Consider the following 26,460-nt stretch of genomic DNA (forward strand, 5'->3'; position numbering starts at 1 on the left):
GTGAACTGCGACACGGTGGAAACAGAAAAAACAACCCAGTAAAACCAACCCGAAAAAACGCCCAAAGAACGCCAGCCATGATGAAACCCCTGTCACGCCTATTCCTGTTCTCCACCATCTGCGTAATTACACCGTGCCTGATGGCCTCCACACCGCCGAAGCCGGATGCCGACGACAACGCTGTCTGTGACCATGCCGCAAGCACGCGCATCGGATACGAACTCGAACTGGTTCCCGGTTACGAAGCATGCAGCATCTACCTCCATGGATGCAAAGCCCCCGCGACAAACCAGTTTCGGGGCGAAGTTTTCTTCCGTATCATGGAACCCGTTACACAAGGAATCAATAGCCTCCCCTCCTCCCCCCCCGGCGAATGGCGGCGCGCCTTTGACCTCGTTTACATGCCCGGCGAAAAAAGCGCGCGCGGCAGCCTGCTCCGACTCCCGGAAAACGCCGCGTGCCAGCTCCGCCTGAACATCGACGACAACGGCAAAAAACAAACCATCGAACGCGAATTTCGCACCCTCGCCAGCAAAGTCCCCATTGCCAAAACCATCGAACTCGGCCCCGGCACAAAACTCCCCCTCATCATCACCCAAACCCAAAGCGGTGCCCCCGGCGCCTACATCCGCTACACCTCCCCCCCCGGCCTCATTCTCGACAGCGGCAACCACTCCACGGATACAATCACCATCGACGGAGCCAGCCACATCATCCTCGACGGACTGACCCTCCGCGGCGGACGCATTAACGCGATCAACCTCAACAACGCTTCTCACATCCAGATCCTCAACTGCGACATTGCCGGCTTCGGTCGCGTCGGCGTCCGGAAACCCGAACGCGACGGCAAATTTTACGAAAGCGGACGCGCGCTCAACAACGACGCCGGCATCCGCATCTCCGGCGGGCAAAACATCCTCATCGAACGCTGTTACATCCACGACCCGCGCGGCACTGCCAATCCCTGGTTTTACTCGCACCCCGCCGGTCCGAATGCTGTTTTCGCCACCAAGGCCGCCCAGGTTGTGCTGCGCTACAACGATTTTATCGGCAGCGACCTAAAACGCTGGAACGACGCCATCGAAGGCGGAAGGAACGGCTTCCCCGACGGCGGCGTTTACCGCGACGCGGAGATTTACGGCAACTACTTCGCCTTCGGCAACGACGACGGCATGGAACTGGATGGCGGACAAATGAACACCCGCTTCCTGCACAACAAAGTCGAAGGCACGCTCTGCGGCGTCAGCACCGCCCCCTGCCTCTCCGGCCCCTCCTGGATCATCGGCAACCTCTTCAGCCAGCCCGGCGACGAATTCGGATTCACCGGTAACGCCATCAAAAACAACTACAGAGTCACCGGACAGGGCCGGATATTTTTCTTGCATAACACCATTGCCGGCGACTGGAACGGCCTCAGCGGATATGGAGGCCCCCGGACCGAACTCGAAAAAATGCACGGCATCGTCAAAGGATTCGCCCGCAACAACCTCATCGCCATCACCGCCAATCCGGTCTCGCCGGGGCTGTTCATCTTCGCAAACGATTTTGACCACGACCTGCTGTTCACCACTTCCGATGCGCACCGGCAAAACCTCGCCGTCCTGCAAAAAAAATCCGGGCAGGAACGCAACGGCATCAATGCGCGGCCAAAGTTTGTCGATGCGACGCACGGCGATTACAACCTCAGCCCGGATTCTCCCGGTTACGCCCAAGGGATCGTGCTTCCCGGCCTCCACCCCCCGCATGACGCGAGACCATCGCACGGCGCATTCCAGCCCGGCGGCATAACCGATTTACCCTACCGTCCCGTGCCATTTCACACCAACGTGGCGCGCCTCGATTTTTCGGCGGCCTCCGCTCACGAATGGACGACGCAACAAGTGACGGTGACGGTGGACGCCCCCGGTTTTCGTTCCGATTTCCAAGTGCTGCGCAATGAAGCCTCGCGTTTCATTCACGTAACACCGGAACGCGGCACTCTCGCACACGGACAACCGTTCACGTTGACCGTTGCAATTGATCCCGCGCACATCACCTCTGCGCGGATCAACGCCGGCGCGTTTCTCGTCCGCTTGCCGGATGGATTTTCCCGGGTGCTCACCATTTACGCCGACTCGACGCGCGACCTGAAACTGCTCGCGCGTGACCGTGCCGGGGCCATCCACGGTAAAGTTTTCCGACAAACGAATGAGCACGGCGAGACCATGCTGACAGTCGATATTCCTGTATCCGGAAAGTATTACATGTTCGTCAAAACAACGGAGCAGACCGGGGTAAAAGTGCCGGTCAATATTGATGGCGGCGAGTTCCACGAACTGATGCTCCGTGGCAAACCCGGCGCAGAGGAACGGTGGATGAATCTTGGCACGAACGCCTACGCTGACAGTCGCAATCCCAACCGCCCGCTTGAATTCACCACCGGCAAACACACGGTCCAGTTGCGCGACTTGAGGCAACAGGTCGCCGGTTTTGCGCTCGCAGAAAGGCCGGAGACATTCCTGCTTGCGCTCACCCAAGACCTGTAACCTACACCCATTTCTCTTCCCCGCGGTTGACTGCTCAACTCCGGTAGTCGGCGTTTTCGCTCACGTATTCGTGCGTGAGGTCGGCCCCGAAAACCGTGGCGGACGCGGTGCCGTTGCCCAAGTCCACATCGATCTCCACGCAACGCTCGTGCGGCGGATAATCCACCGGCGGCGCAAAGGTGCCGTCCGCCGCCGGGCGGCTTTCGTAAAGCTCAGCGGCCTTCAGGTGCGCGACCAGCGCGAGCTCCTTTTGCGGATCGAGTAAAAACGCGCCGTTCGCAAAAATCTCGATGCCGCCAATGCTCGCGCGCAACGCCGACAAGTCCGTGCCCGGCGCGTGCGCGCCCACGTGTTTGCCGATGGCCTGCACGAGACGGCCCACGTTGGGGTCGTTGCCCGCCACGGCGCACTTGAAAAGCGGCGCGTTGACGATCGCCTTGCCCAGCGCGCACGCGAGCGACTCGGTGGCGGCGTTTTGTATCCGCACACGAATGACATGTCGCACGCCCTCGCCATTGCGCACCACGTCCTCGGCGAGGTCGCGACACACTTGCGTCAGCGCAGCCTCGAATCCGGCAAGCGCGACAGCGGGGGGGGGGGGGGGGGACGCGGTGGCGGCGGCCTGGTCAAGCGTCACCACGCCCGACGATACGAGCACCACGGTGTCCGACGTGCTCGTGTCGCTGTCCACGCTCATGCGATTGAAGGAGACATTGACGGCGCGTTGCAGCATCGCGCGCAATTCGTCGCGCGGCACGGCGATGTCGGTCAAAATGTAAACCAGCATCGTTGCCATGTTGGGCTCGATCATGCCCGCGCCCTTGGCGATGCCAACGATCCGCCCCGCGCCTGCGCCCGTGCCCACGGTGGCGGAGCGAACTTTTGGATACAGGTCCGTGGTGACAATGCCCTCCGCCGCCGGCAGCACCGAGCCCGCACCACCCGCGCTGGCGTTGCCGCCCGCCGCATCCGCACCCGCCAGCGCCGCCACGGCCTTTGGCAGATTTTGCAGCATCGCCTCAACGGGCAGCGTCCAGCCAATGACGCCCGTCGAACTCGGCAGCACCGCCGACGCCGGCAGACCGAGCAGCCGGCCCGCCTCCGCGCAAATGCGTTCCGCCGTCTCCACGCCGCCGGGCGCGCAGACATTGGAGATTTTGTTGTTCACGATGATCGCGCCCAGTGCCGGCGACTCCGCCAGCCGTCTCCGCCCCACGATGACCGGAGCGCCGGGAAAAGCGTTTTTGGTGAACATCGCGGCAAACCCCGCCCCCGCCGCCAGCGGCTGGTCAAGCGCGATGAGCGTGAGCGCCATCTTCGCCGGCTTGGGCGCCTCGACGGGCGTAAAATCGAAGCGCGCCGTGCCTACGCGAAACCCGCGCGGCAGCGCGGCCTGGGAGGCGAGCCATGCGCGGTGTTCCGCGCGGGAGGAAAAGGTAAGATCGGTGCTGGGCACGCGCCTACAACTGGCCCGCCGTCCGGTGGAGTGAAGCGAAAAGAAAGGCCCGGCGTAACTCTCCCCCCCCCCCCCCTCGCGTCCGGCTCCGCAGCCTCATCCTCATCACCCCGCCGCCGGGTGCATCTCCAGATAACGCCTCACATAACTGCACGTCTCACGCCCCCGCAGCACCCGCATCCCCCGCGCGGTGGCCCAGTCCAGCCCCGCCCGCACCAGCACCGCAGCCGCGCCGCGCCCGCGCAACGCCTCCGGCACATGCGTATGCGTGAAAATCACCGCCGCACCCTCCCCCCCGCCCTCCGCAAACGCATACTCCAGCACCGCCTCGCCCTCTGGAAACGAGAGCGCGAAACAGAGTCGTTTTTCATCATGTATCGGTGTCGGCATCTGCATAGGCGTCATGGCGTGTTGAATGCGCAACCTATGAACTTTGCCTGCGACTGCTAATCCGCCGAATAACCAAAAGCGCATCATCGAGCCTGCCAGTGTGTTGCGCGCTTATTTAATTTCAGGGGAAACACCCGTCACACAGGAATTTCCTTGCATCCCCATTGGAAACCGTTCTCTTTGCCGCCCTTATTCGTTAGAGCACGTTAGATGACAGGAACTGGTGAGTCGTCAGATGGAGTTAGGCTTCAGGTGATGATTTCGAAACCCGATCCCCGGGAACGGACTGGCAGCAGACGGGATTCTACGACCCACATCACATGAGCAATTCCAAACTCTACGTCGGCAACATGTCCTTCAAAACGACCGAAGACGACCTCCGCTCCGCCTTCGGCCAATTCGGTTCCGTCACCGACGTTTACGTCGCCATGGACAAGATGACCGGCCGCCCCCGCGGTTTCGCGTTCGTCACCATGGGCACCCCCGAAGAAGCCAAGACCGCGGCTGAAAAACTCAACGGCGTCGATCTCGGCGGCCGCGCCCTCACCGTCAACGAAGCCCGTCCCAAGGAAGAAGGCGCCGGCCGTTCCTTCGGTGGTGGCGGCGGCGGTGGCCGTGGTTTCGGCGGCGGCGGCGGCCGTGACCGTGACCGCGGTGATCGCGGCGGCTTCGGCGGCGGTCGTGACCGTCGTTACTAAGCTGGTTTCCCGACCAACACTTTTGTTCTCAAAGACAAACTAATCCAAGGCGGGCGCCCCCAACACGGGGCGCCCGCTTTTTTTTTTGCGCTCCGCAGGATTGTTACGATTCGGAAACAGCCCCGCTTTACACTCGGCAGTCCGCGCCCTCCGGTTACGCTCTCCCCCCGACCACATCCGCCCGCTTCCGTCCATCACCCGCCGTCACACATGTCGGAAACCGCATCGCAACAACCACCGCCCGTAACGCCAGCGTCACAAAAAATCCTAGTCGTCGATGACGAGGCTGACGTCACCGAACTCCTCGCCTACCATCTCCAGGCCAAAGGCTTCACCGTCGAGACGCTCAACGACCCCAATCGCAGCCTCGGCCTCGCGCGCACCTTCCTGCCCGACCTCGTCATCCTCGACGTCATGATGCCCGACCTCAGCGGCATCCAACTCTGCCGCCTCATCCGCGCCGACCCCCAACTCGCCCAAGTCCCCGTCATCTTTCTCACCGCCAAGGCCGAGGAAGGCGACCGCATCCAAGGCTTGGAAACCGGAGCCGACGACTACATTTGCAAACCCTTTAGCATCAAGGAACTCATCCTGCGCGTGCAGACCATCCTTCGCCGCCTCGCCGCCCCCGGCGCTTCCAGCGGCCAGACCGCCGAGCCCCTCCGCCGCATCCTGCAAGCCGGACAGATCACGCTCGACACCGAAAGCCATGAAGCCGCCCTCGCCGGCACGCCCATCGACCTCACCGCGACCGAATTCAAACTCCTCCAAATCCTCATGGAACGCCGCGGTCGCGTGCAAACCCGCGAGCACCTCCTCATCAACGTATGGAACTACGAAACCGAGATCGAGACCCGCACCGTTGACACCCACGTACGCCGCCTCCGCGAAAAACTCGGCGACCACGCCGACCTCATCGAAACCATCCGCGGCGTCGGTTACCGGCTGGCCAAATAAACCCTCGCCACAGCCTCCTCCCCCCCCCACCCCCCTCCCCCATGCCACTCGCAACGCCATCATCACCCGGTCAACAAAACCGCATCAAAGAAACAGGTAATTTGCTCTCTTTCATCAGTGTCCATTAGTGTGCATTAGTGGTTTCGAAAAAACACCATGCTCTGGCTGGCCATCATACTGCTCACCTGCGCCCTGCTCGCCGTCCTCCTCCGACTGTTTGCGCACCACCGCGCCATCCGTTCCCTCAACGTCGCCCTCCTCCAACGCCAGCCCTTCCTTCAGGAAAACCACGCCATCGACCCCGCCTGGCGAGACCTCTGCACCACCGCCAACCACCTCGTCGAAGACATCAACCGCCTCGACAAACAACGCGCCGGCCAACTCGCCCAACTCGAAGCCACGCTCGGCAGCCTTCAAGAAGCCGTCCTCGTCGTGGACGCCGCCAACACCATCCTCCTCGCCAACAAAGCCCTCAGCGCCATCTTCCCCCGCACCGACGCCATCCTCCACCAGCGCCTCGAAACCATCGTGCGCAACGCCCCTTTTCTCCGCTACGTCGAAGCCGTCCGCCGCGACGGCGCGCGCCCGCAGCAAGAGATTGAATTTGAGGACAACAGCAACGCCACCTGGCTCGAAGTCACCGGCACCGTCATCCCCGCCCTCCACAACAGCCAGCCCCCCTGCGCCCTCTTCGTCCTCCACAACATCACCCGCCAGAAACGCCTCGAAGCCGTCCGCAAGGAATTCGTCGCCAACGTCTCCCACGAACTCCGCACCCCCCTCAGCGTCATCAAAGGCTACGCCGAGACGCTCATCGACGGCGGCCCCGACATGCCTCCCGCCCAGCGTGACCGCTTCCTCCACATCATCCGCCGCCACACCGACCGCCTCAACACCCTCCTCGAAGACCTCCTCACCCTCTCGCGTCTCGAATCCCCCAATACAGGACTCCGCCGCGAACCCGGCGACCTCGACCGCCTCGTAAAAACCCTCCTCGACGAATACCGCACCCGTCCCGCCGCCGCCCGCCACACCCTCCAGCTCACCCTCGGTGCCGCGCCCGGCCCCCTTAATTTCGACGCCCTCAAACTCACCCAGGTTTTTCACAACCTCCTCGACAACGCCCTCAAATACACCCCGCCCGGCTCCCGCATCGACATCGCCATCCGTCCCAAGGGATCCGAAATCGAAATCTGCGTCAGTGACAACGGCCCCGGCATCCCGGTCGCGGATCTGCCGCACATCTTCGAACGCTTTTATCGCGTGGACAAAGGCCGCTCGCGCGAGACCGGCGGCACTGGCCTCGGCCTCTCGATCGTGAAACACATTGTGCAACTCCACGGCGGCCGCGTCTGGGTGGAAAGCGAACCCGGCCGCGGCGCCTCATTCCACTTCACCCTCCCCGCCGCCCCCCGCCGCATGGACGTGACCGTGTGACCACGGCGCCTCCCCCCCCCCCCCCCTCCCTGCTCACACAGCCGGCTGCGCCCCCGGCAAATAAAAATCCTCCTCACGCAACGCATACCCGCGGATCTGCGCACGCGGATGCGCGTCGTCGATGATGTAGTTGACGATGTAAAGCTCGCCGTCGTCGAACTGCACCCAGCCGGAATACCCCGTATCCGCCACTGGACTACGATCGTAATCGAGCGGCATCACGCGCACCTTCGCCGCGTTGCGCACCGGATTAAGACATGACTCCACATCCGTCAGCGCCGCGAAAAAGTTCTGCGTCATCCAGCCCCAGCCGCCCGAACTGCCCTGCAAAAACCGATGCGTGATCATCACGCGCCCGCTCTGCAACATGCCCGCCACCGGACGGTGGCAGCCCGGCAACGCAAACTTACACAAACCCGACCACGTCGCCCCGCCATCATGACTAAACGCACGAAACGCATCGAGGCCGCTAAAAGAATTTTCGCGCATAAAACACACCAATCCGCCATCGCCCGGCAATTCCAGCACGCTGCCTTCGCAGAGTTTCAGCCCCGCGTCCTGCCCCACGACCACCGGCCCCGACCACGTCGCCCCCTGGTCATCGGAATACCACAGCCGCTGGCTCCACAGCCGGCGGTCCTCGCCAAGAAACGTGTGCGCCGAAGTCGTCCAGCGACCCGCATGCGGACCGTGTTTCAACTCCACGATCTGATCCGGCACGATGCCCGTGACAGGCGTTGCCACCGGTCCCTGCCACGTATCGCCATTGTCACTACTGAACCACAGCCAGTTGGTCTGCTCGCCGCCGTTGTCCGCGCCCTCGTGCGCGCCGGCCACGCGATCCACGATGACCGCCAGCCGGCCGTCGCGCAGCGCGGTGATGCGCGCGCAGTTCCAATGCGGGTCGCCCCGATCCTTCTTGTGCAACGGCGTCGTGATGGCCCGCTTTGCCGACCAGGTGCGCCCCCGGTCGTCCGAAGTGACACTTTGGATACACGTATAAGAGCGGTCGCCGTGGTGCGTGCATTCGCTAAAAACGCAGACCAGCCGCCCCGTGCGCGTAAGCGCGAGGTCAGGCCATGCCTGATAAATGGAGTCGTCACGGCTGACGGTGAATTTCTGGATCATGTTATTTCCGGGTTTCTTCAAAACTTGATATGTCGCACGTCTGGCCCAGACGTCACAGCGAATTAAATCGAGTTACGTCGATTTGCGTCGATTTAACTCGAAATCACCGGGCGGCTTTGATGGCGGCGAAATAGCCGATTTCGCCGAGTTCTTTTTCCAGCGCGGCGATTTCCGTCGCGGGCGGCATTTCGAGCGGGGCTCGCATGGGACCGCAGTCGATGCCGGCAAGAGCCAGCGTGGCCTTGATCGCGGGCAGACCGCCGTGGCGCACCATGATGTCGATGGCCTGCGTGCAAAACGCCTGCATGCGTTCCGCCTCCGCCGCGTTGCCTGCGGCATGGGCGCGGGCAACGGCCAGATAGAGCGGCGCGGCAAAATTATACGTGCTGCCCACCGCACCCGTTGCGCCGAGCTTGAGGGCGGAGAGGAGTTTCTCGTCGCGTCCGAAAAACACCTCGAAGTCCTTGCCCGTGGCCTTGGTTTGTGCGCGCGCCCAGGCGAGCGAAGCGGCGTAGTCGTCGAGGTCTTCGAAGGTAAATTTCACACCGCGAAAGTTCGGCACGGCGTCCGCCATCTGCGCGATCCAGCGGCGCACTGGCGCGTGCGCGCGACTCATCGACGGCATGTGATACGCATAGAACGGCAGTTCCGGAGCCGCCGCGGCAATCTGCCGGTTGACCGCAATCAACCCCGTGTCGGAAGTCGGCGCGAAGAACACCGGACCGATGGCCGCTGTACCGTCGGCGCCGATACGCGCCGCGTGTTCCGCGAGGTCGCGCGCGTCGGCCACGGAGCAATGCCCCACATGGACGATAAGCTTGAGCTTGCCGCGCACGGCGGAGCGCCACGTTTCGGCGACCTGTTTGCGTTCGGCATTGGAAAGCGACATCCCTTCGCCGGTGGTGCCGCAGATAAAAACGCCTGCGACGCCGGTGGCGTGCAGGTGTGCGGCGTAGGGTTCGATCACCTTGAGGTTGAGCGAGCCATCGGCGTTGAGCGGCGTGAAAGGAGCGGCAATGAGGTTCATGGTGCCACCCACACTGCCCCCTCGCCCCACATGCTGACAATCGCCCCCCACTGGTCATTCGTGTTAACCAGTCAGGAGAGAGAGAGAGAGAGAGAGAGAGGGGGAGGGGGGGGGAGGAAGGGAACAATGGGCGGTGTTCGCAAAAGCGATTGCGACTGTTCCGACATATTTTAATTCATTTCGCGGAGAACGTTCCCCATGGAAAAACACGCTCGCATTACGATCAAGGAAATGGCCGCCCAACTCGGGGTGTCGCACACCACGGTGTCACTCGCGCTGCGCAACCACGCTTCACTCCCAAAATCGACGAGAGACAGGATCAAGGATTTCGCGAAAAAAGTGGGCTACCATCCCGATCCAATGCTCGGCTCGCTGGTGGCCTACCGGCAGCGAAATCGTCCGCAGGGATTCAAGGGTGCGCTGGCATGGCTGACCAACTACACGACCCGCGATGGATGGAAACGGCCATCGACTCTGGGATATTTCGCCGGGGCCAGGCAGCGGGCCGCCGAACTGGGTTATCGTATTGATGAACTGTGGCTGCAAGAACCCGACATGGATGCCAGACGGATGTCACAGATTCTGGCTTCGCGTAACATCCGGGGAATCCTCTTCGCGCCCCAGCCAGCACCCAACACCCGGCTCTCGCTGGGCCTCGACGGGATTGCCGCCGTGACATTCGGGTATTCGCTGGTCGGATTTCATGTGCCGGTTATCATGAATCACCAGTTCCGCAACATGATGAATCTGGTCGGACAACTTGCAGCCCGGGGGTATCAGAAAATCGGTCTGGCGATGCCGATGGCCAACGACGAGCGGGTTCACCACAACTACGCCGCAGGATATTGGGCGGGGACTCATTTCGCGCGTCCAAAGATCAAAACACTACCGCTGCATTTGCCCAGGATACTGGAAGAGAAGGCACTGCTTGAATGGTTCGGAAAACATCGTCCCGAGGTCATTGTTGCGGAGGCGGGCTATGCGGATCGCATCCTCGAATTTCTGCGAAATGCGGGGATCGAGGTTCCCGCTGAGGTCAGCATCGCGCTGGTCAACATTCCCTACAAAAACACATTTTATGCCGGCATCGACGAGAACCATGAGTTGATCGGAGCCACCGCGATCGAGGAGGTCAGCGGAATGTTGTATCACAACGAAACCGGTGAACTGGCCCATCCCAGGCATGTCCTGATTGACGGTGCCTGGCGTGAGGGGAAAAGCGTGCGTTGATCCCCCCCCTCCCCCCCCCCCCCCCCCGCGCACGCTTATTTTGTCCGCCACAACGGCTGCCCCTTGGAGGTGGCTGCGACGCGTTCGGGAGTCGGAATCAGTTCGGGATAGTAACGCTCCGCAAAATCGCGGATGCGTTGTATCAAATTTCCGGGTACAGGCAGGGCGGGACGGCGGATCGGCCCGACACGCAGGAATCCGAGCGCGTCAATGACAGCCTTGTGCCTGGCCAGCGGGCTGTAGGCTTCCAAGGCTTCGAGTTCCGGCGGGAAAATGTGCGGGCGTCCAAGACCGAGTTTCATGCGCGCGGGAAATTCCGTGAAATCACGCTGCACCCGCTCGGCGGCGGCATAGTCGCCCGTCGCGCACAGGTCCAGGATTTCGCGCACGCGGTGGGGCATCCAGCAGATTTGCAAACTGCCGACACCGATGGCGCGCTGGCGGTGAAGTTCGACAAGCCAGCCCACGTCGGTCGAACTCATGTGCGCGAGGGGACTTTCACAGTGCATCGTGCGCCAGAGTTTGAAATCCCAATGCGCCTCCTTGCTGCCGATGAGATTGGGAATGGCGGCGAGTTGCCGGAATGTTTCCACGGTGTAGGGCTGTCGAATCCAGTCGTAGTGATAAACCACTACACCGGTGTCGGGACACGCCGCGCACACTTCCTGCCAGAATTGCATCAATTCCCGCTGGGTGAGCGGAGTGTGATACGGCGCGATGACGAGCAGGCCGTCGATGCCGGCATCCGCGATCAGGCGGGCGCGGCGGATTGTCTCGTCCGTGGAAAGCGAGATCGCGCCCATCAGACTGACGACTCCGGATTTGACGGTTTCCTCGCGCATGATGATGGCGATTCGACGCAGTTCTTCATCTGTCAGCGTGTAAAATTCACCTGACGTGCCTGCCATTGCGATCCCCTCCACGCCCAGGGCGATGAGCTTTTGGAGATTCTCGCGCAAGGCATCTTCGTCCAAGGCAAAATCCTTGGTGAAAGGAGTCGGGGGATAGGCAATGACACCGCGATAATTTTCTCGTGTTAGCATAAGGCGGGCACTTTCCCCCGCGGATTCCCTCCGTGGCAAACGAGGCGTTGCTTTCCCTATCAAGTGCACGACGGCCCGGACACGATGGACGGCGGCTTGATAGGGAAAGCGAGTGTCTTGTTTCAGCAAACGGGAAACGTGCCACGCTTTTCCGCTTCGTTGCGTATTCGTCCGTTTCCACAATTCCATGCGTATTCAAAACAATGTTACACAGGGCCGTCTTTATTTCATCCTGTTCCTTTCCTGTTTCTTCGGAGGCTCCGATTTTGTCGTCACCCGGCTGGCGCTCAACACCGTGCCGCCGTTCCTGTTTTCCGGTGTGCGCTGGGGTATTTCCGGCCTGCTGGTTTGCGGATGGCTGCTGGCGCGCGGCATCTCATTTCCGAACGCACGCCAGATAAGGAATGCATTTCTTGTTTCCCTGTTTCTGGTCGTGGGTGGCAACGGCCTGCGCACGTTTGGGCAGACGCTGACCGGCGCGGGCGTCTCGTCGGTCATCATGGCGATGGGACCGCTGTTTCTCATGTTTTTCGGAGTGCTCTCCGGCATGGAGCGCAAGCCCTCGTTGCGCGTGTGGGGATATTTGTTTGGCGGGGTGGTGGGCATCGCCCTCGTCATTCTGCCCCGTTCCGGTGCTGTTGCGGCGGGCGCGAACATGATCGGTGCGCTCGCGGTGTTGATGGCCTGCCTCTGCTGGGCGTTTGGCTCGTTGCTGTCTCGCCGGGCATCGTCGCATCCCAGTCGCTTGATGGCGGCGGGGCTGCAAATGCTTCTTGCCGGACCGATGCTGCTCGTCGTTTCCGGCGCATCAGGCGAGTGGCGCGGTTTCGAACCGACTGCGCTGCCTTGGACGAGTTACGCGCTGCTCGCCTACATGGTGGTTTCTGTGACCAGTTATCTTGGTTTTGTCTGGCTCCTCGGCAACGCGCCTGCCGCGATGGCCGCCTCGTGCGCCTACATCAATCCCGTGATCGCCATGACGTTGTCATGCCTGATTCTCGGCGAACGTTTCGGCCCGACGACTCTGCTCGGTTGCGCTCTGGTTCTGACGATGCTCGTCCTGCTCCTGCGTCACAAAAATCCATCGGAAACGTCAGCGAAAACGCAGGGGGACCATCAAGTTACGCCAATTCCGGCGAGGTAGGGGGATCAAGAGCTGATGCTGACCGTGTCGGCAGGCCAGTTGACGAGGGTCCCGGCATCATTGGTTGCCAGTTTGCAACCTTCCTGACGGGCGATTTGGACGAGCCAGATGTCCATCACTTGCTTGTGCCCTTGCGCCTTGGCGAGCATGGTGCGGTTGGGGTTTTCCGACGCATAAACGATGCGGCCAGGATGCTTGCCCGACAATTCGGCGTCCACGGCATCAAGGGCTTGATCCACTTTTCGCACGTGCTGTTGCATGACTGCGGGATTCATCATGAGCCGGACCGCAGCAAGGTAGGTTTCAGCAGTAATACCCCACCCCGACGGTTTGGCCTGATCCAACCATGCGCGCACGGTTTTGTTATTCGGATGCCCCAAGCAAATGGCGGCAAGGAACGCATCGTTATCGAGCAGGTATTTCATTAGTCGTAGAGCGCCGAATCGATGATTTCCTTGGTCAGTGGCGGCGTGGCAATAACCACGCGACCGGGGCGAATATCATCCTTGGGCAAACGCTTTTTGGCGGACGGCGGGAAAGTCGCGCGACGCAAATAATCGGAGACGGTCATTCTTTGCAGTTTGGCGGAGCGGCGGACTTCCCGTGCTTGTTCCGGTGTGACTTTGAAAGACAGGACTGGCATGATGGTATACCGTAATACGGGAATAGCGTCCGTCAAGCGGGCCGACGACCCTGCCGGGTTGTGCTTCTGTTAAAAAGCGCTGCAGCTTGATAGGGAAAGTAACGCGGGGATTGCGATGACCACCAACCCACGCATTTCTCTTGGGCGACTTCCCAATCTCCCATGCAGAAAGAACTGGCCCCCGATTTCACCGTTGTCGTTTCCTCGCCCTCTCCCGTGGACACTTGGTGCTACAGCCCCGGCATCTGTCGATGCCCGGACGGCGGGTTGATTGCCACGATGGACTTTGGCGGACCGGGCGTGATTCGTCTGGATGGCCCCAAATCGGCCAGAGGAGATGACAAGGTGGGCAACCAAGGGCGCGTCTATCGCTCGGAGAACGGCGGCGCGACCTGGCAACTGCAAACGGTGTTCCCGTTTTATCATGCGAGGCCGTTTTACGCCGGGAAAACGCTCTATGTGCTCGGACATTCACATGACCTCATGGCGATGCGCTCGGATGACGACGGGCGCACCTGGTCGGCGCCCGCAACCCTTACCCATGACGAGGTCTGGAGCCAGGCGCCGTGCAATGTTCATTACGCCAACGGGTGCGTGTATCTCGTCATGGAAAAACAACTACGATTCGACACCGGTTCGTGGCGGAGCAACGGCTTCGGGGCGGTCCTCATGCGCGCAAAAACGAACACCGATCTGACGCGCCCGGAGGCGTGGACGTATGCGAGTTCGTTTTCGTTGCGCGACATTTGCCCCACGCAACAGGTGCCGTTGATGGGCATCCCGTTTTTTCCTGTGAAGGACGGACCGGAGGGCGAACTTGCTCCGGGCCGGCGTCCGTGGCCGCTGGGCTGGTTGGAGAGCAACGTCGTGCAGATCACCGATCCCGATCATTACTGGTTCGACCCGGCCGGACGCACCTTTCACCTGCTCGCCCGCGCCCCCACATCAACGACCAACCTTGCCGCGTTGCTCAAAGTCGTGGAGCACGAAGACGGCTCGATGACGACCCATCTCGAAAAATCACCCTCCGGCGTCGAGATGCTCTACCTCCCGCTGCCCGGCGGACAGATGAAGTTCCACATTCTCCAAGACGAAGTGACGCGCCTCTACTGGTTGTTGAGCACGCAGGCGACCGACAGCATGACGCGCGCCGATCGCCTGCCTGCCGACCGCTTCAACACGCCCAACGACGAACGCCAGCGCCTGCAGCTCCACTACTCCAAAAACTGTGTGGACTGGTGTTTTGCCGGCCTTGTCGCCAGCGGTGCCACACAACGACAGGCGCGTCATTACGCGAGCATGACAATCGACGGCGACGACCTGCTCATCCTCAGCCGTTCCGGCGACCACCACGCCGCCTCCGCGCATAATGGAAATCTCATTACATTCCACCGCGTAAAAAATTTCCGCCCTCTCGCTCACCTTCCGTGACTACCGAAACAGAATCTTAACGCGAACGGACAACCGCTCTCTCTCCCCCCCCCCCCACTCTCTCCCGGCATCAACCCAAACGAAACGTCATGAAAAAACAAATACACACATCCATCAAAGGAACTCTCCTCGCACTTACGGCATTCGTCTGGCTGCCGTGTGCCTTTGCCGACGCTTATTCCGACGCTGTTCTTGGCGACAATCCTCTCGTGTATTTTCGTTTTGACGGCAGTGGTTCCACCGTGACGAACAGCGGCTCTGCCACGACGATTTCCGGAACGCTCGCCGGCTGGACAAACGCCACCAACGTCACACAAAACAGCGACAATGGTTTGAACGGAGCGTCCTTCCCCGGCCTTGATGCAACGAACACCGGGCTTGCCCTCACGCGCAGCACGACCAACCCGGCGGGCGTGTCCATCAACAACGCCACAATCGCCAGTGCGATCAACGGCCAGTCCGCCGTTAGCGTCGAGTTCTTCTTCAAAAACACGGCCTCGATGGGCGGCACACAAACGATCTTCAACATTCCGGGTTACACGAGCGGGAGCTACGCCGCCGGTCTTGTTGTGGAAGTGGTCAACTCCGATCTTCGCATCACCGGTCGCAGCGTGGGAACCGACACATTTGCCAACGTCAACAAGACGTTTGCCGAAGTGCTTCCCTCGGCGGGAACCTGGGTTCATATCGTCGCTATTTTCGACATCGGGAACGACTCGCTCAAAATCTACAAGAACGGCGCATTATTCGGCACCCAGTCCATTGTGTGCAGCTCGGACACGATAAACTACACCAGCAGCACCGGCAGTACCGGCAGTTCGGAATTGGCGTGGATCGGTCGCAACGGCAACTCCACCGCGGCAGCAGCCAATCCCATCGGTGCCAGCATTGACGAATTTGCGATTTACAAAGGCGCGTTGAGTGCCGACGCGATTGCCGCGCATTATGCTGCCGCCATCACTGCCGTTCCCGAACCCGCGACCACCGGACTGCTCGTTGGAGGAGCCATGGCGTTACTGATCTTCGTCCTCCGGCGAAAACACCGCTGAACCAATGATAAAAGTGCTAAAAAATCTCGTCGCTGTGCTGCTCTTTGCCACGGCGACGTTTGTTTGCAGTGCGGATGTTGTTTTCACGCCGGGAGGGGCGTTGCGAGTCGAGGCCGCCGCTGGCATGATTCACCAAGGCGGCGAAACATGGGATTTCAAAGCAACAAACTTCGACCCCTACACAAAACCCATCCGCCTCCCATCACCGCTCCGGGCGAATGAGATAAAAACCATCTCCATCGAACTCGAAAAGAACCAACCCACCGCCAAAGACCGCCTTGAATTGTATCTGATTCTCGGCAACCGGAAAATCACAGCCGCCCAACGGCTCACCGCGCCAATCACCAAAGGCCGTCATCGCTACTTGTTCGAAGTGGGCGGCATCCTCTGGCTCACAGGTGATCTGACCGCAATCCGCATTGATCCAGGAACCTCGCCCGGCGAAGTATCCATAAAATCCATCGGTATCTTCAACACCACGCCAACACCTGAGAAAAACGACATCCTTGTCCCGTTCGATTCGCCTCCGCCTCCCGACGCCACCGTTTCCGCATCTCTGGACACCTTCAGGGATGCCATGCTGGTTCGGTCTAAGATTGTCGCCAGTCATCTGGACACCGCCATCTTGGCAGATTACAAGGGCGAGCCGAAAGTCCTCAAACTGCATCCCCTTCCTCCCGAAGAGGGAAACAAGACCGCGCTTGCCGGAACCCTTGACCTCGCCGCGTCAAAACGCGTTCGCCCCCTCGCGCCGGTCATCCCGCCCTACATCGGCCTTAACGCGGAAACATTCAACGTCAGGATATGGGTGGCTTCCCCCGCCGAACTCGCCGGGAAATCCTTTATCATGGAAACGTCGGGGCGCACCACCCGCATCATGTCATTCAACCTGGCCGACGCCACGCCCAAACATGAACATGACGGCTGGCTCGCGTTTTCGTGGACGCTGCCCGATGCCGGGCAACTCTCCCGCCAGATCACCAACATCCGGTTTACAATCGCCCCCCCTCCCCTCCCCCCCCCCCCCGGCGAAGCGAATACCGCCATCTTCATGGCCAAACCGCTCCTGTTCGGAAAAGGTTTTGAAGACGACGGTTACGATTTGTTGAACACCGACGCGCCCATGCTCACAACCGGCATGACCGCTCCCCTCGCCGTCGCGCCCCGGCTTTCAACAAAACTTCCCACCCGCGACACCCTGTCCCTTGGCGGCTATGAAATTCACAAGCCCGACATGCGCGAATCCATTCCCGCCCTCGCCGCGTTCATGCGAAAGGAGTTTCCAAACTGGGATTTCATCCTGGCACCCGTGTGGACGCCGCCGCTGTCTGTCGCGAAAGAGCTCCCGGCGCTCCCCGAAAACGTCTTCTTCCAATTCCAGAAAACGCGGATTGACGCAGGCTGGCTTCAGGCGGCTGGCCGGATGCCAAAAAACGCGCAAGGCGTTTCATTGGATTCGTTTGGGAACTCCGTCCTTGCCACCGACCCGATAGTACAGGCCGGACTCAAAAGCGAAATAGACTATGCCGCGTCGCTGGGAATCAATAACTTCAAGCAAATAGACTATGTCTGGCCGTGGTGGAAAGGACGCTGGGGTTACGACGAGGCGTCCGTTGCCGCTTATCGCGAGGATTTGTCGGGGAGCGACGAGGGCTTGGCGATTCTGCCCGGCCTTATGGGGAAACTTGCCGCTGGCGGCGTGATTCACTTCTGGGATTATTACGAATACTATCACGGTCTTCGTCTGAAACCCGCCGACCTCGGCCTGCAAAACTGGGTCTTATACAAACCCATTTCGGAAAAAAACGCCGCGCAGGGTGGCGACATTGAAAAACGCAATCTCGGCGTATTCATTTTGTTATACCATTACGAGTGGCTGCGGCAGGCGCAGCGCTTTGGGCGCTGGGCGAAGGCGCATGGCGGCACACATAGTTACACCCTGAATCCCGAGGATTTGGGCAACGGCGGCGACTTCGTTTTCCTCTCCTTTCTGGCCGATGCCGGGACGCCTTATATTGAATACTTCGGCGGGCCATCCGTCCTGCGTGGCGCTTATCACAACCTGCCCTTTTATGTTGATAAAGCCGATCATGCCGGAAAAAAAATGGCCTTGATTCTTGAAAAAGGACAGGCTGGCCACGGACAGCATTATTTCGATCCCGAAATCAATTACCTCTACGCTTTTGAAAGCGCCGCCGTCGGTCTGCGCAATTATCATAACGAATGGATTGAATCAAACTGGCGACGCATGTCCGATCCTAAAAACGAATATCTTTATGATCGTTGGAGCAATTGGATGACCGGCGCCCTCGGTTTCGCGTTTGCCCGCGAAAAACAAATTCGCCGTCCCGAAACCCGCATTTATAACATTACGGTTCGCTCGCCGGGCTATTATGTGGGCAGTTGGATAAGCGGCTTGAAACAAGGCCAGTCCTTCGGCCCGCTCTTGGAGGAATGGCATGTCCCCTACAAACAGTGGGAACGCGCCTCCATGGCGGATATTCTGGAAAAAGCGGATGTCATTTTTTACACCCCGCCTTCCAGCCGGGCTGATGATTGGAAACTTTTGCGCGAATGGCTGGGAATACCGGGGAAAAAACTCGTCACTCATTCCAACGTCCCATTCAGTTTTGATGATGGTCAGGCGCGGCTGGCGCGGAATGTCGAAAATATAACGTATACGGACATCGAAAAATGCTACTCGGATTTCACGTCCGAGAAAAATGATTTCAAGGCGGTTGTCTTTCCCGAATTCAGGTCACTTAAAAAATCGGGGAGTGGCACATGGTCGCCCATTCCAAACGCCCGGATTCTTGTCGGAAATATAAGCGAACCGTTGTTGTCGTCGATTACATTGGAAAACGGAAACGGAATATATTATTTGCACAAACCTCCCGTCCGTTTGAATCCGGACGAACGCTTGGAGGTCATGAAAGTCTTGTCAGGGAATCTGGAACTGCCGCGCACGATAATGGATTCCACCGCGCCAGTCATGGCGCATGCTTTTGCAGGCGCCAACGTGGAATTCCTCAATGTGTGGACCGGACTGGACAAACCCGGTTTCAAAGGCGGTTACGGACCCCATTTGCTGCCAAAACGCGGTGCGGACGAGTTTGACCGCAAAAAACGTCCCTACCCTTGGCGCGATGAAAATCCGGGCAGAAAAGTTTCGGTTGAGGTTCCGGTCGCCGAGCCGGGGGCGTATCGCGTGTATGCTTTCCTTTCCGGCAAGGAAACCCTCGTCAATGCCTCCCATACATTACAACTGGATGTGACCGATGTTCTTGCAGAGCAATTTTGTTATGCGAAGGATGGCCCTGTCATACAATCCGAGATAGTCGCCTTAAAAAAGCATCGGGAACGTCTTTTCCCTTATTGTCCGGATATCCCAAAAAAACAATAATCCCCCCCCCACACACACGCACACGCAGAACAATGAATACAACACCGCGAATCTCCTTCAAACTGGCGCGAACCTCTCTTCCCTGCTTTTTACGGAAGCGCGCATTCACTCTTGTTGAACTGCTCACGGTCATCGCCATTATTGGTGTGCTTGCAGGCATCATAATTCCGACAGTCGGCAAGGTTCGCAGAACCGCCGACAAGACACGGGCTTTATCCAATTTACGCCAGGTGGCAATGGGGCTTATACAATACGCCTCCGACAACAAGGGCGAGATCATGGCGGCGAATCCCGGTTCCGACTTCTATCTCAAGGGGAAACAGCCTGTCGCCATTTGGCCATTTGTCCTGATAGAATCTGGTTATCTTGTGGATGGAATGTCACACGCCAGTGGAAGTGGGCTTCGAAAAAGGGAATTCAAACAACTCAACAATCCCCTGACCCGAAAATTATTCACTTATGATGAGAGCCTTCCCGAAACATCAAAACCTTGGAACTGCGGTGGCTGGGGGCTCAATGCCTTTGATAATCAAAACAAACGGCACAATATATATACGGAGGTCACCACCCCGTCGCGTGTTGTGCTCGCCGCCGATGCGCCGTGTAATGCCAACATGAATGGGATGAACTTTGTCATCAGCTATGTGAATCCGCTGTGGCCAAATACATTCACAGACGGCGGGGCGAACTATGCGTTTTGTGACGGTCATGTGAAATGGATAAAAGCCGACGACCCGTCGCAACAAAACAGCAAGCCCGAGGGTGCGGACACAAGCATCATTTTCAAGAAGGGGAGATGAAGTTCCTCAAGCCATACGAAAATAAAAAGAGAGTTTAATGATGTTATACCCGATTTCCAATATTATGAATATGCTCCGTGCTGTAGCAATTTTGTTCGCCTCATCGCTGTCTGTGATGGCTGCGACTGACGGGACGGTAGCCTGGTCAATTCACACGAGTTACCGCGACAACTTGGATGCACGTGATTTTGGCGAACTCGCCACGCGCCGGGACAGTGTTTCCGGGCGCATGGAAACGGTCGCACCCGGACTGCCGAAGGCGGCGATCTGGTCCGAAGGGAATCGAGAGAAAAACGCTTGGAATTTCCGCGTCCGGGCCGAATCGGACAAGTTGGCAAAAGCCGGCAAAGGCGACCTGATTCTGCGATGGCAGCCCCCCGCCGCAGGCTCATGGAAACTGACGCTAAACGTCCGCAATGACGGCCTTGACGTGAAGGGCGGCGATGGCGGGCGGGTGATTGTCACAAAATTATCACAAAACGAATACAACGACACCGCCAGTGTATTTGTTCTCCAGATACCGTCTAGCAAGTTGCAGCCGCCAAAGGACGTGAGCGCGGAGGAAGTTGTCAAACTACAGGCAGGCGACCGCATCCATTTGCGCTTTTCGGCAAAAATTGATGGCTACGGCGACCAGTTCCTCGGCGTGTTTTCCGCAACACCGGCCACCGGTTCCGGACGCGAAATTTCGCCCGCTGATCCTGCCTCGTCCCTGCCGCAAGTGCCGTCCGTCAAAAAAACCGGAGCCGCGCCGTTTCGTTCAGGTCTGTTCCTGCTCGGAGTGAACGGACGCTGGGCGTGCTCGCCATTCGCGGAGGAAACCGTCCGCCTCATTCATCAGCACATTCCAAACTTGGGAGTGGTGATGATGATGGGCAGACCGGAACAGTTCCCTCGACCAGAGTTTTACAACGCACTGGGAATCCCGACGATCGTGCAAAGCATCGGCAGAGGTTGGGAACCGTTCTTCAAAGCGGAGGGAGCCTACGAAATTGATTGGGCGGGACGCGACCTGTCCAAGAAACTGCCAGGCGTCACGCTCTCGGGTGATGCCCACGCAATCTCGCTACCGCATCCCGCCACATGGCGTGCATTTGAACAACTTTCCAAAACCGCCATCCGCAGCGGCCACAGCGGACATGGATTTCCTGACATGGTGTGGATGTGGGGCGCGGGACGCGGGCGTACGGGACACAATCCGGCCACAATCGCAGCCTTTCGCCGCGATTTACTCGGCACGGATGAGGGCTTCCGTGCGTCACTAAACGGTGGACCGCTCAAGACCATGAAACTGCGGGACTACGCGGAGTATTATCTGGGGAACTTGCCACCGCCATCGGCCTTCGGACTCAAAAGCTGGACGGACTACGAACCGATGCGCAGACCTGCTGGCAAGCCTCCCGCATATCACCCCGAATACTTGTTATTCGATCTGCTGGCTCATTACGAATGGCTGAAACTGGCGGACTTTTTGGGCCAAACCGCCGTGGACGAAGGCGGTTCTTTTCAGTGCATGCCAAACCCGGAGGACGTGGCCAATGGATGTGATTTTTATTTTCTCAACGCGCTGCCATCCGTGCGTGCAAGCAGCGAGGAATACTTCCAGTCGGTGACCTATCTCGACGGCGCGTATTATCGTTTCAACTACTTGACCAACGAACGGCGCGCCCCACAGGAAAACGGCTTGGTGTTGGAATCGGGCGGCGGCGGCAACCAATGGCCTTACTACGATCACGAAGTCGCCTACCTCGCCGCTTACGAACTGACGCTCGCAACCAGTGCCAGCCATCTGGAGGGTGATTTCTGGCCGGGCAGTTTGCTGTCATTGGACGGCGTTCTGGAAAACGAGGCGCGACGCGAGCGCGCAAAACAACTCATGGCCTTCGGACTCGGCTTTTCCCACGCCAAAGAAGACGCGGCAAACCGTGTTGAGCCGGATTTTATTTCCATTTCTTCACGCCGGATATTTCGCCCGTGGGGCACCTACTGGCGTCCGTGGCAATACCGGCTCGATAATTTCCCCGCGCCGGACAAGCCTCTGGCGCAAGGCGGATACGTGTTCGAGGGCATGGGTGAGGAAGTTTTGTTGAACGCGAAAAAAGTATCCGGGAAACCTATGCTCTACAGTCCCTCAACGGCCACGGCGGCAGGCTGGACGGCTTTGATCTCGAAACTGGAAACGGGAGAAATCCCCGCCGCCATCGTTGCCGCGCCGGGTATCGAAAACGTAATCGATACGGATTTCCAGATGCGTCCGTTTGCGGAAATCGCGCCGCGTTATGCGCACAAACAACGTCCCGATGGCGTGTGGAGCGGACGTGTGCTGGCGGTTACGGGAAGCAACGAATTGTTGGCCGATGGAAAACTCGCCGGTCCACTTTTCGACGCAGGCGATGCCAGCGTCGTGATAACGCTCGGCGGACAACCGTTGGTCGTGCGAAGGATGGTCAAGGATCGTCCTCTTTACAGCGTGCTCTTCGATCCGTCGTTGCCTGAAAACGCTCCGGTGACGACCGCGGTTTACGGCCACTTGCTAAAACAATCGGGTGTCATACCACACTGGACCACGCCAGCCGATTCATATGCCCGCGTCTATCAATCCGGAGCCGACAACTTGGTGATTGGCGTGCAAAGCGCGGACGTGCGCGATTGGGCAAAGCAGACCCAAGGACGCCCGTCGTTAACAGCCCGTCTTGCCTACGCCACCAAGCCGGAGACGGGCGTTACCGTCCGTGTGAAGACACAACCGGATACGCTGTATTCCTGGATCGCGCTACCTTCGGGCAAACGCGACGAAACGGCTTCCGACAAAGCTGGCTGGCTCAAGCTCGAAGCAAAGGGCGTCTCGTGGCAGACGTTTCATGTTTTCCCGTCAGGCGAAGCCAGTCGCGCCAAGCTCGACCAACTGGCAAAGCGGACGCAGTCCTTCCAAGCTGCGATTGCCCTGACGGCGAGCCAATAATACTATGAAGCGCGACGGGCTCTATATCAAATTCCGGATCAGCGACTTGTATTTCATCGGGAAGTGACAGTCGCCGTTTCCCCTTGATGAGGGACATTCCATAGTGAGCATATTGGCAGCGCCCACAGATTATTGGCGTATTGCAGAATGTCGTTCCCTGTATAAAGCAGAAATCCGCGGTGAAAACGGTCGCCCGCCGCTTTGGAAAGGGCGCGCAATCCGCTAAAATCAGACGGATTAACATCCATCGAGGCCTTGACTTCCACGCCGGTCACACGTTTGTCCGCCGCTTCCAGCACGATATCAACCTCGTCACCTCCATGCGTCCGGAAATGCAACAAACCGCACTTCAACTCCGCCCAGCCGCATTGCTTGGCCAACTCCATTACCACGAAATTCTCAAGCACACTACCAAGCAAGCTGCGCTCCCGCTCAAGGGCCTGCTGGTTCAGCCCTCGCAAATAACATAAAAGTCCGGTGTCGTTAACAAACACCTTCGGACTTTTTACGAAACGTTTTTCGGCGTTTCTCGCCCATGCGGGTATCTCGACAATGAGGAATACCATTTCAAGAAGCGTCATATAACGCTTGAGCGTGACAGCATTCAGCCTTGTTATGCGGGAGATATCGGCAACATTGATAAGGTTCCCTGCGCGTGAAGCAATGATCTCAAGAAGGTTCGGCAGGTCTGCCAGTCCTTCGATGCGGGAAATTTCCTGAATATCCCGCTGGAGGATCGTCGCGAGGTAGGAATTGAACCACTCGGGGCCACGCCCCGCCCTCATTTGAGCCAAAGCTTCCGGATATCCGCCATAAATAATCGCCTCAAGGTAATCTGTTTGCGAAAACGGCTGAGGGGATTGAGGCGGGGCATCAGAAAAGGCAAAATCAATAAACTTCTCTTTTATCCCTCGAATTTCCCCTTGGGACAGAGGCCAAAGGGTGTGGATTTCCATGCGGCCCGCCAAAGATTCGGATAATTTGGGCAGGGTCAGAATATTGGCGGAACCGGTGAGCAGGAAACGGCGGGTTTCACGCGCCTCGTCTATCATTTTTTTGATAGGCAGGAGAAGTTCCGGCGTCCGCTGAATCTCGTCAATCGCCGCATGTTCATTAAGTTGCGCAACAAATGTAATAGGATCGCTTTTGGCGAGACGTAGCAGATTCAAATCGTCCAGATTGACGTAACTAAATTCGTTTTTCTCGACAAACGCTGTCTTGATGAATGTGCTTTTACCCCGCTTGCCGCGCACCATTTAGAAGGGTTGCGGGACTGAACCGGATGCTTTCAGTAACTCTGTCGACGAGATTCCTTCGAAACATGTTGGAAATTCCAACATATCGTGAAGGATTTTTCAATTAAAACGTAACAAATTATTCTAAAGCGATAAGCGCGATTCCCTCCATGTGCTCAGAAAGTGGGTGAGGTGTTCGCCAAGATACAATGCCAACTCACCTGCCAGACACCCGACTCGCTTTGGACGCCAGTTCGCCCAGACACTCCGGACTTCCCCGCCCCAAATCACGGCATACCTGCGGACGGCATTCGTAAGCCGTGCAGAAATACTCAACGGCTTCGCCTCCCACACCACCCGCTCCTGCTGAACGTCTCACAACGAGTGCCGCGCAATGTCCGTCGCGCATGCGCATGTAGGCGCGATTCCCGATGAAATGCGCGAGGCGTTCCGCATCGCCGCCGAGCCGCGCCCAGTCGTCGCCGGTGACGCGCACGTAGGCATCAAGACGCGAAAAACAACACACTCCGCACTTGAGACAATCGGCGGGCACGACCGGCATAACGGGCACAGCGATTGCAGCAAAGTCCGTCAGCGAAGCAAACGGCGCAACCGGAGCGGGTGGAGCAGGCGGATCTGACAGCGGCAATGTTTCCGTCAATGAATTCAAGCCGAGTCCGGCACACGGCAAACGGGCCCGCCCGAACTCACGCGCCACATTGCTCGACTCCCTGAATGGAAGCGAGCACGGCTTTCAATCGTAGCGGGACCAATAAGACGCTCAACGAGATCCACCGACAAAAAGTTCGCGAAGATAACGTGTCGTCGCGGTGGCATCACCGGCGGCGATGAGCTGTCGGAGAGCGACGCGGCGGGCGTCAGTGAGCAAGGCTTCGAGGTCACGGAGGAAGGCCACACTTTCGCGAACGGCGGCGGGACCGTCCTCGCGATAGGGGTATTGGTCCATCGAATACCAGCCGGTGTAGTTGATCTCGCGGAGCCAGTGGAGAAGTTCGAGGTATTCGACACAATGCACGGAGCCGACAATCATATCGTCGTCCCACGAACGGTAGTTGTCGTTGAAATGCATGTGGAACAATTTCCCGCCGTAATGCTGGAGCAGGACGGCAGACTCGGCGACATTCTCGCCCGCCATGAAAGCATGGCCGACATCGATGCACACACCGACGTTTTCCAGTCCGGTTTCATTGGCCATGAGGAGCGTGTCGGCGGCGCGGGCGTGAAAGGAAAAATTGCGCGGTTCCTTGGGTTTGTATTCGAGGGCGTATCTGATCTCCGGATACTCGCTGGCGATGGCGTGGATGTTTTCCGCGAGATGGGCGCGCTGGGTGCGGTAGTCAGCGGTCAGCGGGTAATCGTATCCATCCTGGCCGAGCCAGAGATTGATGAGGGGGCAGCCGATTTGTTGCGCGATGCGGGAGACGGCGCGGCATTCTTCGAGTGCCTGGCGACGGGTGTCAGCGGACTTGGCGGAGAGGCTGCCGAGTCCCCAGCGTTTTTGCGAAAAAAGGTCCGGGATGATGGAAACGCAGACGAGGCCGGTGTCAGCGAGGTGGGAGTGGATTTCACGGGCGTTTTGTTCGGTGATATCCCAAGTGCCGACGAGTTCGATGCCTTCGATGCCGGGAATGGCGGCGGCTTGGCGGATCATTTCAGGCTTGGGCGGCACGTCCTTGTAGCCGGTTGGCAGGAAGCGGTCGCAGGTGTTACCGAGGTTGCCGAGGATGACTGAATAGCGATTTTTCATTGCGGGAAAAGAGGTTGTGGTTGGCAAACAAACCGATCAGGCGGAGGAAGCGTTTGAATTTATAGTAATTACTCAAGCAATTACTATTGACCATCCTCATTTTTCACATCTGAAATACGTTCCGCCTCAACGCT

At 58.8% G+C, this 26,460-nt stretch carries 21 protein-coding genes; 11 read left to right on the forward strand and 10 right to left on the reverse strand.

Translation table 11 applies throughout. From position 1 onward, the window contains the following. Nucleotides 1-80: 80 nt before the first annotated feature. Nucleotides 81-2,525 carry a right-handed parallel beta-helix repeat-containing protein gene (locus OBACDRAFT_RS08860; RefSeq protein ID WP_157836968.1) on the forward strand — a complete coding sequence of 815 codons (2,445 nt, stop codon included), beginning with the start codon at nt 81-83 and terminating at the stop codon, nt 2,523-2,525. Nucleotides 2,526-2,559: 34 nt separating this feature from the next. Here the strand turns inward: OBACDRAFT_RS08860 and OBACDRAFT_RS08865 are convergent, their stop codons facing one another. Further along, nucleotides 2,560-3,981, reverse strand: a complete 1,422-nt coding sequence (locus OBACDRAFT_RS08865; protein ID WP_043584791.1) for a bifunctional ornithine acetyltransferase/N-acetylglutamate synthase — start codon at nt 3,979-3,981, stop codon at nt 2,560-2,562. Nucleotides 3,982-4,086: 105 nt separating this feature from the next. Continuing rightward, nucleotides 4,087-4,386 carry a GNAT family N-acetyltransferase gene (locus OBACDRAFT_RS08870; protein WP_198529866.1) on the reverse strand — a complete coding sequence of 100 codons (300 nt, stop codon included), beginning with the start codon at nt 4,384-4,386 and terminating at the stop codon, nt 4,087-4,089. A 305-nt stretch (nt 4,387-4,691) separates the two neighbouring features. Here OBACDRAFT_RS08870 and OBACDRAFT_RS08875 point away from each other — a divergent pair, with 305 nt between their 5' ends. The 3 genes from OBACDRAFT_RS08875 (at nt 4,692) to OBACDRAFT_RS08885 (ending at nt 7,463) form a co-directional block, all read left to right on the forward strand. Further along, entirely contained in the window at nt 4,692-5,069 is a 378-nt protein-coding gene (locus tag OBACDRAFT_RS08875) for an RNA recognition motif domain-containing protein (protein ID WP_043584793.1), read from the forward strand. Nucleotides 5,070-5,279: 210 nt separating this feature from the next. After that, nucleotides 5,280-6,026 (forward strand): response regulator, encoded by a 747-nt coding sequence (locus OBACDRAFT_RS08880; protein ID WP_043584795.1) that lies wholly within the window; start codon nt 5,280-5,282, stop codon nt 6,024-6,026. Between the two features lie 156 nt (nt 6,027-6,182). Beyond that, entirely contained in the window at nt 6,183-7,463 is a 1,281-nt protein-coding gene (locus OBACDRAFT_RS08885; protein WP_043584797.1) for a sensor histidine kinase, read from the forward strand. A gap of 33 nt (nt 7,464-7,496) precedes the next feature. Here the strand turns inward: OBACDRAFT_RS08885 and OBACDRAFT_RS08890 are convergent, their stop codons facing one another. Next, nucleotides 7,497-8,591 (reverse strand): sialidase family protein, encoded by a 1,095-nt coding sequence (locus OBACDRAFT_RS08890; RefSeq protein ID WP_043584799.1) that lies wholly within the window; start codon nt 8,589-8,591, stop codon nt 7,497-7,499. 103 nt (nt 8,592-8,694) lie between these two features. Further along, nucleotides 8,695-9,618, reverse strand: coding sequence for a dihydrodipicolinate synthase family protein (locus tag OBACDRAFT_RS08895; protein ID WP_043584879.1), 924 nt, complete (start codon nt 9,616-9,618; stop codon nt 8,695-8,697). Between the two features lie 198 nt (nt 9,619-9,816). On the opposite strand from OBACDRAFT_RS08895, the gene OBACDRAFT_RS08900 reads away from it, so the two are divergent. Continuing rightward, nucleotides 9,817-10,848, forward strand: a complete 1,032-nt coding sequence (locus OBACDRAFT_RS08900; protein WP_043584800.1) for a LacI family DNA-binding transcriptional regulator — start codon at nt 9,817-9,819, stop codon at nt 10,846-10,848. Between the two features lie 35 nt (nt 10,849-10,883). Here the strand turns inward: OBACDRAFT_RS08900 and OBACDRAFT_RS08905 are convergent, their stop codons facing one another. Continuing rightward, on the reverse strand, nt 10,884-11,891 hold the full coding sequence (locus OBACDRAFT_RS08905) for a dihydrodipicolinate synthase family protein (protein ID WP_043584802.1): 1,008 nt from the start codon (nt 11,889-11,891) through the stop codon (nt 10,884-10,886). A gap of 187 nt (nt 11,892-12,078) precedes the next feature. Here OBACDRAFT_RS08905 and OBACDRAFT_RS08910 point away from each other — a divergent pair, with 187 nt between their 5' ends. After that, nucleotides 12,079-13,035 carry an EamA family transporter gene (locus tag OBACDRAFT_RS08910; protein WP_043584804.1) on the forward strand — a complete coding sequence of 319 codons (957 nt, stop codon included), beginning with the start codon at nt 12,079-12,081 and terminating at the stop codon, nt 13,033-13,035. 5 nt (nt 13,036-13,040) lie between these two features. On the opposite strand, the gene OBACDRAFT_RS08915 is transcribed toward OBACDRAFT_RS08910, so the two are convergent. Continuing rightward, on the reverse strand, nt 13,041-13,460 hold the full coding sequence (locus OBACDRAFT_RS08915) for a PIN domain-containing protein (protein WP_043584807.1): 420 nt from the start codon (nt 13,458-13,460) through the stop codon (nt 13,041-13,043). Further along, entirely contained in the window at nt 13,460-13,678 is a 219-nt protein-coding gene (locus tag OBACDRAFT_RS08920; protein ID WP_043584809.1) for a plasmid mobilization protein, read from the reverse strand. The genes OBACDRAFT_RS08915 and OBACDRAFT_RS08920 overlap by 1 nt, the downstream gene beginning before the upstream one ends. Nucleotides 13,679-13,840: 162 nt before the next feature. Here OBACDRAFT_RS08920 and OBACDRAFT_RS08925 point away from each other — a divergent pair, with 162 nt between their 5' ends. The 5 genes from OBACDRAFT_RS08925 (at nt 13,841) to OBACDRAFT_RS08945 (ending at nt 23,323) form a co-directional block, all read left to right on the forward strand. Next, nucleotides 13,841-15,109, forward strand: a complete 1,269-nt coding sequence (locus tag OBACDRAFT_RS08925) for a WD40/YVTN/BNR-like repeat-containing protein (protein WP_043584810.1) — start codon at nt 13,841-13,843, stop codon at nt 15,107-15,109. 89 nt (nt 15,110-15,198) lie between these two features. Next, nucleotides 15,199-16,158 (forward strand): LamG-like jellyroll fold domain-containing protein, encoded by a 960-nt coding sequence (locus OBACDRAFT_RS08930; protein ID WP_043584812.1) that lies wholly within the window; start codon nt 15,199-15,201, stop codon nt 16,156-16,158. A 4-nt stretch (nt 16,159-16,162) separates the two neighbouring features. Next, the gene (locus tag OBACDRAFT_RS08935; RefSeq protein WP_043584814.1) at nt 16,163-19,561 is read left to right on the forward strand and encodes a hypothetical protein; all 3,399 of its coding nucleotides are present in this window, start codon (nt 16,163-16,165) and stop codon (nt 19,559-19,561) included. A 32-nt stretch (nt 19,562-19,593) separates the two neighbouring features. Next, on the forward strand, nt 19,594-20,361 hold the full coding sequence (locus tag OBACDRAFT_RS28020) for a prepilin-type N-terminal cleavage/methylation domain-containing protein (RefSeq protein WP_052361545.1): 768 nt from the start codon (nt 19,594-19,596) through the stop codon (nt 20,359-20,361). Between the two features lie 115 nt (nt 20,362-20,476). Then, on the forward strand, nt 20,477-23,323 hold the full coding sequence (locus OBACDRAFT_RS08945) for a hypothetical protein (protein ID WP_043584816.1): 2,847 nt from the start codon (nt 20,477-20,479) through the stop codon (nt 23,321-23,323). 53 nt (nt 23,324-23,376) lie between these two features. Here OBACDRAFT_RS08945 and OBACDRAFT_RS08950 read toward each other — a convergent pair whose 3' ends face one another. From OBACDRAFT_RS08950 to OBACDRAFT_RS08955, 3 genes are all read right to left on the reverse strand, one after another. Next, nucleotides 23,377-24,579 carry an ATP-binding protein gene (locus OBACDRAFT_RS08950; RefSeq protein ID WP_232766912.1) on the reverse strand — a complete coding sequence of 401 codons (1,203 nt, stop codon included), beginning with the start codon at nt 24,577-24,579 and terminating at the stop codon, nt 23,377-23,379. A gap of 196 nt (nt 24,580-24,775) precedes the next feature. Next, complete coding sequence (locus OBACDRAFT_RS26380; RefSeq protein WP_081721911.1) at nt 24,776-25,120, reverse strand: hypothetical protein; 345 nt, start codon at nt 25,118-25,120, stop codon at nt 24,776-24,778. Between the two features lie 219 nt (nt 25,121-25,339). Continuing rightward, nucleotides 25,340-26,326, reverse strand: coding sequence for a sugar phosphate isomerase/epimerase family protein (locus OBACDRAFT_RS08955; protein WP_043584818.1), 987 nt, complete (start codon nt 26,324-26,326; stop codon nt 25,340-25,342). Between the last annotated feature and the right edge of the window lie 134 nt (nt 26,327-26,460).

Source organism: Geminisphaera colitermitum TAV2 (assembly GCF_000171235.2).
Lineage (GTDB): Bacteria > Verrucomicrobiota > Verrucomicrobiia > Opitutales > Opitutaceae > Geminisphaera > Geminisphaera colitermitum.